Source organism: Niallia oryzisoli (assembly GCF_043641075.1).
Taxonomy (GTDB): Bacteria; Bacillota; Bacilli; order Bacillales; family Cytobacillaceae; genus Bacillus_BD; species Bacillus_BD oryzisoli_A.
The window spans coordinates 94,102-103,625 of record NZ_JBHZRC010000013.1 but is presented as its reverse complement, the minus strand read 5'-3'; the positions used below and the strand labels follow the sequence as shown (position 1 = coordinate 103,625).

At 39.9% G+C, this 9,524-nt stretch carries 8 protein-coding genes and 1 rRNA gene; 3 read left to right on the top strand and 6 right to left on the bottom strand.

Features of this window, described 5'->3' with window-relative positions; all coding sequences use genetic code 11:
• The 3 genes from ACHUFV_RS23670 to yppF form a co-directional block, all read right to left on the bottom strand.
• Nucleotides 1–65 (bottom strand): 16S ribosomal RNA (locus tag ACHUFV_RS23670); the annotation flags it as partial.
• A 553-nt stretch (nt 66–618) separates the two neighbouring features.
• A complete protein-coding gene (locus ACHUFV_RS23665; RefSeq protein ID WP_394238498.1) occupies nt 619–1,470 on the bottom strand; it encodes a tyrosine-type recombinase/integrase in 852 nt (283 codons plus the stop codon).
• A 246-nt stretch (nt 1,471–1,716) separates the two neighbouring features.
• Complete coding sequence (yppF, locus tag ACHUFV_RS23660; RefSeq protein WP_394238496.1) at nt 1,717–1,914, bottom strand: YppF family protein; 198 nt, start codon at nt 1,912–1,914, stop codon at nt 1,717–1,719.
• 440 nt (nt 1,915–2,354) lie between these two features.
• Between yppF and ACHUFV_RS23655 the strand changes: the two genes are divergently transcribed.
• Nucleotides 2,355–3,728, top strand: coding sequence for a YjiH family protein (locus ACHUFV_RS23655; RefSeq protein WP_394238494.1), 1,374 nt, complete (start codon nt 2,355–2,357; stop codon nt 3,726–3,728).
• A 576-nt stretch (nt 3,729–4,304) separates the two neighbouring features.
• Here ACHUFV_RS23655 and ACHUFV_RS23650 read toward each other — a convergent pair.
• Nucleotides 4,305–4,454: a hypothetical protein gene (locus tag ACHUFV_RS23650; protein WP_394238492.1), complete on the bottom strand. Its 150-nt coding sequence runs from the start codon at nt 4,452–4,454 to the stop codon at nt 4,305–4,307.
• A gap of 69 nt (nt 4,455–4,523) precedes the next feature.
• Nucleotides 4,524–4,895: a winged helix-turn-helix transcriptional regulator gene (locus ACHUFV_RS23645; RefSeq protein WP_394238490.1), complete on the bottom strand. Its 372-nt coding sequence runs from the start codon at nt 4,893–4,895 to the stop codon at nt 4,524–4,526.
• 185 nt (nt 4,896–5,080) lie between these two features.
• Here ACHUFV_RS23645 and ACHUFV_RS23640 point away from each other — a divergent pair, with 185 nt between their 5' ends.
• Together ACHUFV_RS23640 and ACHUFV_RS23635 are read left to right on the top strand one after the other, a co-directional pair.
• Entirely contained in the window at nt 5,081–6,295 is a 1,215-nt protein-coding gene (locus tag ACHUFV_RS23640; protein ID WP_394238488.1) for an MFS transporter, read from the top strand.
• A 45-nt stretch (nt 6,296–6,340) separates the two neighbouring features.
• Nucleotides 6,341–7,183, top strand: coding sequence for an aldo/keto reductase (locus ACHUFV_RS23635; RefSeq protein WP_394238486.1), 843 nt, complete (start codon nt 6,341–6,343; stop codon nt 7,181–7,183).
• A 126-nt stretch (nt 7,184–7,309) separates the two neighbouring features.
• Here ACHUFV_RS23635 and ACHUFV_RS23630 read toward each other — a convergent pair whose 3' ends face one another.
• Nucleotides 7,310–9,379, bottom strand: a complete 2,070-nt coding sequence (locus ACHUFV_RS23630; RefSeq protein ID WP_394238484.1) for a carbohydrate-binding domain-containing protein — start codon at nt 9,377–9,379, stop codon at nt 7,310–7,312.
• Nucleotides 9,380–9,524 lie beyond the last annotated feature (145 nt).

Sequence of the window (9,524 nt, the reverse complement as noted above, 5' to 3'; positions counted from 1 at the left end):
TCGACTTGCATGTATTAGGCACGCCGCCAGCGTTCGTCCTGAGCCAGGATCAAACTCTCCAATAAGATTGTTTGACTAAGCTCTACATGTCTTTTTGAAAAAAGACTAAAAAAATTAAAACGTTGACGTTCTGCTTTGTTTAGTTTTCAAAGAACAATCATCAGCTGTTATATTACAGCGACCTAGATTATTATAACTTGCTCATTTTCGGAAGTCAATATTTTTTTGAAAAAATCTAGTAATTAAAATCCGTCAAATTTACACAATTATTTGTTATCCCAATGACAACAAAAATGATTATAATAAATTAATTCACCGAAGTCAACTTCCTATTCAATATATACTTTCTAAAGAAAGTAACTTATCTCGGCGACAAAGATTAATATACCATCATCGTTCATCGAAGTCAACTTCATAAACAAACTTTTTTCTACACCAATTTTAAGCTAATGCTTTTCTTAGAAAAGTGACATTTTTCCTGTTTATCAAAAGCAAGGCCTTCATCATACCATCTAACAAAGATGGAATCAACATTCCCTTTTCGTTTTTTCGAAAAAAACAAAAAAAGAAAGAACCCTTCACAATAAAGTAGAGTTCTTTCTATATATAATCAGGATATTAGCTAGTAGGATTATTAGTAAAGGCTTGATTAATGGCTTCTTCCACCTTTTGTTTATTCATGCGTGACTTAACATATCTTTTTGTTACATTAATATCCTTATGACCTGCAAGACGGGAAACCGTTTCAACATCTACCTTATTATCAATAAGCCGCTGGCAGAAAGTATGGCGGAGCTTTTGCGGATTCACATCATATTTTTTCAGCATATATTGTACAGCTCTTTCTGTAAGACGTTCACCCGCATTCGAAACAAACACCGCGTTTTCAAACGAATGGGAGTCTAAATAATTTCGCAGGTATTCTCGTGTCTCCTGTGATAGAGGAATAACTCTTTTTTCATTTACTTTCTCCACAGTTAGTTCGTGATTGTTCAAATTAATATGGGTACGATTTAAGCTGCATAGTTCCGAAACGCGGATTCCTGTATGCAGCAAAACATAGACAATCGTTGTATTTCGTAAATTCCCGTCTTCTTTAACCTTTTTCAATAGCATGCCGTATTCGACCGCAGATAATGTTTCAATTTCATTCTTTTTTTCGACAGGTTTGATTTCGATCCCAAAAGTTAGCTCAGGTTTTTCAAGAAATTTAGCAAAAGTCCTGATTGCCCCAATTGTTTTATCAATCGTCGCAAGACTTTTCTGCTGTTCCTCTAAATAATCGATATAGGATTGGATATCCATCTTTTCTAGGCGATTGATATCCCTGCTCTTCTCATGAAGCCATTCTTGATATTTTTCCAATTCTCTTTTATACGTTTTTACCGTATTAGGGGATTTATTGTGTTCATTTAACCAGAGACAGAAATCAAGAATCAGCGGAATAGCTTCAGTAGAATGTTTTTTCATTTCAATCCTCCTAGCATTACTTTAACCTTATTATAACTTATTTGAATATTAGAAATAAACTCACTTCTACGAATTTATTTTCATATATACATAGAGTGATATCGATAATTTCTATATAAGGTAATGAATATTGTTATTTTCTAAAATGATTTTATGGAGAAATTTTGATACAAAAAAAGAGAGTGCTCTACAATCCAGAACTCCCTCCTTTATTTGATGTATAAAATTATATTCATGCTAATGATGTTAACTAATTGGAGCAAAAATAAATAAATCCGGCTTTTGTGCATTTAATTTATCAAGCACAGAGTAAAATTGTTTGTATTCAACGATGGATAGTTCACCATGTATGTATCTATTTTGAATATGATCAAGCAATTCATTCACGTGTAATGGGTTACGTTTTTTTACTTTCTCAAAATGATTTTTTATTTCTTCCAACATAGTAATCCACCACTTTCTTTAAATTTTCAAATAATTATGGATGCAGAAAGAATCATATCACGAAAAAAACCCCATTTATTATTTTTATAATTTTCAGACTAACGACATGAAATTACAAGAATTTAGCTATGTTTTATCTATAAATTTGCTACATCCTTTTTAAATAAGGATTTTTGCCTTTTCTATTCATTCTACAAATGTTGACGAAAGAGAGTATTTCTACGCTATCCATGTAAAAATCCCTCGAAAACTTTTCATATTTTGATAGAGGATGGTTATGTCTTATAAATAATCAATACTACTAGCTCAGGAAATAACTTATGAGCACTCTGAAGACTTGAAAATACAGAATTATTAGATTGGGAAATAAGGTTGGCAACAGGCTGATTATGCATTAACATTAGCAAAGTCTAATAAATATGTAACGAGGTTGATTATAGGTGGAACAAATATTACAACAAGAACTGCGCAAAAAAAAGTCTCCTAAAAGAGTTGCGACTTTTCTAATCCCTTCTATTCTCGGAATCTTTCTATTTATGATTCCGATTTCGTTTAACGATAATATTACCATTCCTATTGCAGTATTATCAGGTTTGGTACAAGAATGGCTTGCTGACTTTCTACCTGCTATTATGACGGGGATTATCATTCTTACTCTGATGGGGACGATTTTAATGAAAACCGTACGTCCAGAGGTGATGAATCGAAATCCATTTTTAAAAGCATTGCTGGATGTCCCTCCTGTTTGGTTTGCCGCAAGAATACTTGGTTCGATCTTTGCCGTCTGCGTCCTATTCCAATTGGGACCGGAAATGATTTGGTCTGAAAATACGGGTGGTTTGCTTTTAAATAGTCTGCTGCCTGTACTATTCTCGGTCTTTTTATTTGCCGGCTTGTTCCTGCCGCTCCTATTGGACTTTGGTCTTCTTGAGTTGTTTGGAACGATGCTGACAAAGGTGATGCGCCCGATTTTTAAATTACCAGGCCGTTCGTCAATCGATTGTATTGCTTCCTGGCTTGGCGACGGGACGATTGGGGTTCTTTTAACAAGTAAGCAATATGAGGAAGGCTATTATACAAAACGTGAAGCTGCTATCATTGGGACTTCATTTTCAGTTGTTTCTATTACATTCAGCCTTGTTGTGATTTCACAGGTTGGACTGAGCCATATGTTCGTTCCGTTTTATTTAACGATTACAGGCGCTGGCTTGGTTGCTGCATTTCTCGCGCCAAGAATTCCGCCGCTGTCACGCAAAAAGGATACGTATTATGTGGAGAAGCCGGATGATTATACAGAGGATTATATCCCTGATGGTCATACGCCTCTATCCTGGGGATTCTCACAGGCACTTGAAAAAGCCGGAAATAACCGCGGGCTTCAAGCATTCTTCGTATCCGGTGGTAAAAATGTTCTTGATATGTGGATGGGCGTGGCCCCAATCGTCATGGCTCTTGGAACACTTGCGTTAATCATTGCTGAGTATACTCCGATTTTCCAATGGCTGGGTGTACCGTTTATTCCGTTATTGGAGCTGCTGCAAATCCCTGAAGCAAAAGCCGCTTCTGAAACATTGGTTGTTGGATTTGCTGATATGTTCCTGCCATCTGTTATCGGTGCAGGAATTGAGAGCGACATGACAAGATTTATCGTGGCATCCGTTTCTGTTACACAGCTGATCTACATGTCCGAGGTTGGCGGATTGCTGCTAGGCTCGAAAATTCCGGTTTCTTTCTGGGAGCTGTTTGTGATTTTCATCCAGAGAACGCTGATTACCTTGCCGATTATTACACTTGTCGCGCATTTTCTTTTTTAATCGATAGAATGAGGCACCTCCAAGGGTTTGGGGGTGTTTTTTTGTGTGATTCGTTAAAGGGGTTTCTGTATGAGACATTGTATAGGATGGTGGATTGCTTTTATTAGGCATGTGGGTAGTCTTCTTCGACCTTGGATTTGTCCTTTAGTACGTATCTATAAGAAAGCTACTAATTCCGTTTCGTCTATTTGTCCTTCATAACCCTCATGACGGACAGTTTCCTCTTTCTCCATTATCCTTTTGTCCTTCATAACCCTCATGACGGACAGTTCCCTCTTTCTTCATCATCCTTTTGTCCTTCATAACCCTCATGACGGACAGTTTCCTCTTTCTTCATCAACCTTTTGTCCTTCATAACTCTCATGACGGACAGTTTCCTCTTTCTCCATTAACCTTTTGTCCTTCATAACTCTCATGAAGGGCAGTTTCCTCTTTCTCCATCATCCTTTTGTCTTTCGTAATCCGTCTGACCACACCACTTCACTTTTCATGTAAACATCTTGTGAAATAAGACGTAAAAAAACTCCAACGATCTCCGCTAAAGTAAAAGGAGCGCCCAACCAGCACTCCCAACATTTATTCATCATCGACTTCGCCGTCACCAATTTCATCCTCTTCTTCTACATCTTCCACTTTTTCGTCATCCTCAGGTTTCTCATCTCTGCCGCACCCTGTTACGGAAAACAAAGAAAAAGCCATACAAAAAATCATAAAGAATTTTTTCATGTTGAGAACCTCCTTTGTCTTAAGGTTTCCAACCTGTATGGGAATATGTAGGCTATTAAGCATTAGGCATTATTTCAAATGTTCATTTAAAATACTTTCTTCCAAGACACTAAATTTATCCCCATAAACCTTCGTAATATGTTTTTCACCCCAGTCGCAAAGCGAATGCAAGATTCCCTCCAAACTCCAGCCATATTCACTTAACTCATATTCTACCTTAGGCGGAACTTGATTGTACACGATTCGGTTAATCACTCCATCCTCCTCTAATTCACGCAGCTGCTGAGTTAGCATTTTCTGTGTAATATTTGGCATCAGCTTTTTCAATTCACTCGTTCTTTTTTTGCCATGAGTTAAATGGCATAGAATCACGCATTTCCACTTGCCGCCAATCACTTCTAACGTTGCTTCTACGGATATATTGTATTTCTTTTTTTCCATCATGTTGGCCTCCATTTTATAGGTACTAAAAAGTACCTATATAACTTTTAGGTATCTATATTACTTTAAAGTACGTACTTCTTTTTCAAACCCGTTTATCCCATAATAGCATTTGCGGGTTGAACTTAACAGGTTTCATTTACTTTTAACATGTCATTCAACCTAAAATTAAAGGAGGAGAAATTATGTCTCTAGATAAAAAAAGAAGCACCCTTGCATTAATTGCCCTAGCAGTCAGTGCATTTGCTATCGGCACCACAGAATTTATCAGCGTCGGGCTGCTGCCACTAATTGCTGATGATTTACACATACCTGTTACAACAGCCGGTTTAACCGTTTCCTTATATGCTTTGGGCGCAACCTTTGGGGCACCGGTTCTCACAGCTCTTACTTCGAGAATGCCTCGGAAAGCACTGCTGCTTTGGATCATGGTTATTTTTATTATTGGGAATAGTATTGCCGCGAGTGCAGGCAGTATTGGTGTTTTACTTACAGCCCGTATCATTTCTGCCTTTTCCCACGGCGTTTTCATGTCAATTGCTTCTACGATTGCAGCAGATTTAGTGCCTGAAAACCGAAGGGCCAGCGCGATCGCCTTTATGTTTACCGGTTTAACGGTAGCTACCGTAACGGGTGTTCCATTTGGTACCTTCATTGGTCAGCAGTTCGGCTGGAGAATGGCCTTTTTGGTCATTGTGATAGTAGGGGTTATTGCACTAATCGCCAATTATATTCTTGTACCATCTGATTTAAGAAAAGGAAACCGAGCCACCCTTCGTGACCAGTTTAAATTAGTGACAAACGGCCGCTTGCTGCTTGTATTCATTATTACTGTCTTAGGCTATGGAGGAACCTTTGTTGTCTTTACTTATTTATCACCCATTCTGCAAAATATAACAGGTTTCAAGGAAGGAACCGTTGCTCTCATTCTGCTGCTTTACGGGATTGCCATTGCCATTGGAAACATGGTAGGAGGAAAAGTATCGAACAAAAACCCTATTCAAGCATTATTTTATATGTTTATCGTTCAAGCTGTTGTCCTGTTAGTCTTGCACTTTACAGCTCCCTTTAAAATCGCAGGTTTACTGACCATTTTCTTAATGGGACTTCTTGCTTTTATGAATGTACCGGGGTTGCAGGTTTATGTGGTCATGCTGGCCGAACGGTATGTTCCGACTGCTGTTGATGTTGCATCAGCGCTTAATATTGCTGCATTTAACGCAGGCATTGCCATCGGATCCTTTTTAGGCGGCATCGTTACTGACTCAATCGGACTTATTCACACCACATGGATCGGAGCACTTATGGTACTAGCCGCTGTTATTTTAACAGGATGGAGTGCAAGCCTTGAAAGGAACGATCAAGAAGACCCTACAACGCTGACAGAACAGGTTTGCTGAAAGTTCTTTTTAAAAAATTAATCAATTCATTGGAGGTCAATAAAAATGATTCAACATTTACAAGATACAACGACATTGAATAATGGTGTTAAAATGCCCTGGCTTGGTATTGGCGTATTTAAAGTGGAAGAAGGACCAGAATTAGTGAATGCCGTCAAATTTGCCATCAAGCATGGCTATCGTAGTATTGATACAGCGGCGATTTATGAAAATGAAGAAGGTGTGGGGCAGGCAATTCGTGAAGGAATCCAAGAAACTGGCATCTCAAGGGACGAGTTATTTATCACATCAAAGGTGTGGAATTCTGATTTAGGCTACGAATCCACACTGGCGGCCTATGAAGCCAGCCTAAAAAAGCTTGGGCTTGATTATTTAGATTTATACTTGATTCACTGGCCTGTGGAAGGGAAATATAAAGACGCATGGCGTGCCTTAGAAACATTATATAAGGAGGGCCGTGTAAAAGCGATTGGTGTCAGCAACTTCCAGGTTCATCATCTTAAAGAGTTATTGAAAACAGCAGAAATCAAACCAATGATCAACCAGGTTGAATACCATCCACGTTTAACCCAAAAGGAAGTCCAAGCCTTTTGTTTGGAACACAGCATTCAGTTAGAGGCCTGGTCACCGTTAATGCAGGGGCAGCTTTTAGATCATCCAGTTTTACAGGAAATAGCCAAAACCCATAATAAGTCGATTGCCCAGGTCATTATACGATGGGATCGGCAAAACGGAGTGATCACCATTCCAAAATCAACGAAGGAACATCGGATTATAGAAAACGCAAGTATATTTGATTTTGAGCTAACGACCGAGGAGATGGCAGCGATTGATGAATTAAATCAAAACCTTCGAGTGGGTCCTGATCCTGATCACATTGATTTTTAAAAGTAAAAAAGGCACTTCCCTTCATTTAGGAAGTGCCTTTTTTCTATAAGAAATGATTGGTAACCTTGACCATTTTATACCTATTCGATAAAAATATCCACGGGAGAATGATCTGACTGTTATTTCTTATTGGGGTTTTCCTGGGAACTCAACGCCAAGCTCAGCCAACTGCGTCTGTGCTTCCTCTCTTGTGATCGTGCCTGCTCTTTCCTGCTCCATGATTGACTGCACCTTTGCCTTTGTCTCATCATCAAGATTTGAAAACATATCAGTCATATTTCCTCTTTCAGGTCTCGTACCATCACCGTCGCCGAAGCCGCCTGCTCCTCCATGTCCGGTACTGGCAGTTGTAACACCTGATTCGTTCAACCATGTTACAGAATCAGAAATCGTAAACTCTACGACTTTTGTGCCGTCCTTGTAATCACCATCAGTATATAAACCATCTGCTGCCTTACCAGTAGAAGTTCCTCCGGAATAAAGTGTATAAGAGGAATCCTTTTTCAGCTCAGGTGATGTGATATAGACCGCTTGATAGTCCTTGGCTGGTGCGAAGGTTGCGATTGATTTTCCGTCACTGTCCTGCAGATGAATAATAGTCCCTGCTGCCTGTGTTTCTGGATAAGTCATAAGAATACCGTTCTGTGTGGATTCCTCAGATGAAGCCTGTACCATACCAGAGCTTCCGGCCGCAATTAGGAATCCGCCGGTCAAATCAAAGCTTCCATTATAATCAAGGGAACCATTTCCGTTATTGGTTGGACCATTAACCAAAACAGTGCCGCCTGTCATCTTAATTGACCCGTTTGAATCCAAGCCGTCACCTTGGGCATTCACATATATCATCCCGCCGTTGATTGTCAGCATTTGGTCGCTTGATTTAGAGGAGGACTGCATATCCATACCAGAACCATCGTTGCCGCCACCGACATTGATGCCATCGTCACTTGTTGTAACATGAATCGTACCATCATCAATCGTTATATTTTGACCCTCGATTCCTTCATAGCCTTTTGTAATTGTAATGCTGCCGCCTTTTGTTGTGACAGATGTATCTCCATGAATCCCATCATCACCGGATGCAATCGTCATGTCACCGCCAGCAATCAGCAGGCTGTCATTACTGTGCACGGCATCATCCGCAGAGTCGATATTAAAGGTTCCGCCGCCAATAGCGAGTTCTACTGCTGCTTTTAAGCCTTTTCCGCTCTCAGCATCCTCGGTTGTTGCGGTGGTTTCAGCTGCACTATTCATCCCAGGTCCGCGCATCATTTCATTGTTACCAGCGACGGTTTCAGGACTGCCCCCTCCGGAAGAGATTGTATAATCTCCGTCAGCAATGGCAAGCGTTTTTTCAGCCTGGACCCCGTCATTGCCAGCTGTAATGTTGAATGTACCGCCCTCTAAAGCAATATTTCCCTTTGATGCATCCTTATCATTGGAGGATTTCATTCCATCTCCGCCAGCATCGATGGTTAGCGTACCTTCTTTTACAGCAAGAAGATCCCGTCCGATCAGCCCGTCGTCAACCGCTTTAATTTGAATATCTCCACCTGTGATTTTCAAGTCATCCTTGCCAGTGATTCCATCATTATGGTTACCTGTAACGATTAATTTACCAGTACCGTTGATCGTTAAATCGTCTTTGCTAAAAATTGCTGCATTCGCTTCTTCATCAGTTACATTTGTATAATTTGCTCCGTCCGTGAGCTTATTTTCGGTCCCTTCCTCAAGGGAAATCGTTGTTTTTTCTGCTCTTGTTACATGAAGAGCGGGACCGTCTGATGAAGTGACTTCAACGCCGTTCAACACAAGCCGAACCGTATTTTTATCCTCTGCATCGACAACAATTTGTCCGTTATCCAATTGACCGCTGATGACATACACTCCGCCTGCTTTAATGGTCAGAACATTTTCCTGAAAAAGTACAGCTGCCGTGGAGTCAAATTCAGCATCACTCCCCTTCAATTCAATCGTGGTTGGATTTTCACTTTTCCAATCACTGTAAAGATCGTCTTGATCATACGTTACCGTCTTGCTCAATAATGTGCTTACTTCTTCAACCGCCGCGCTCCCCGCTGCCGCTTTCGTACCTGTGCTTTCGTTTGTAGAATCAGATTTGTTCGTACAACCAAATAATAAACCTGTAGATAAAAGTAACGCTGCTGCTTTATAATAATTCGATTTATTTTTCATAATAGTCTCCTTTTCCAACGCATTTTTATTCGATTTGCATCACCGATAACGCTAGTATGGAGGACGAACCTTAAACAAAGCTTAAAGCAGGGGGACGGTTCTTCTGCTTCCAAATTTGGAAGCAAGAGAACCGTCCCCCTGCATC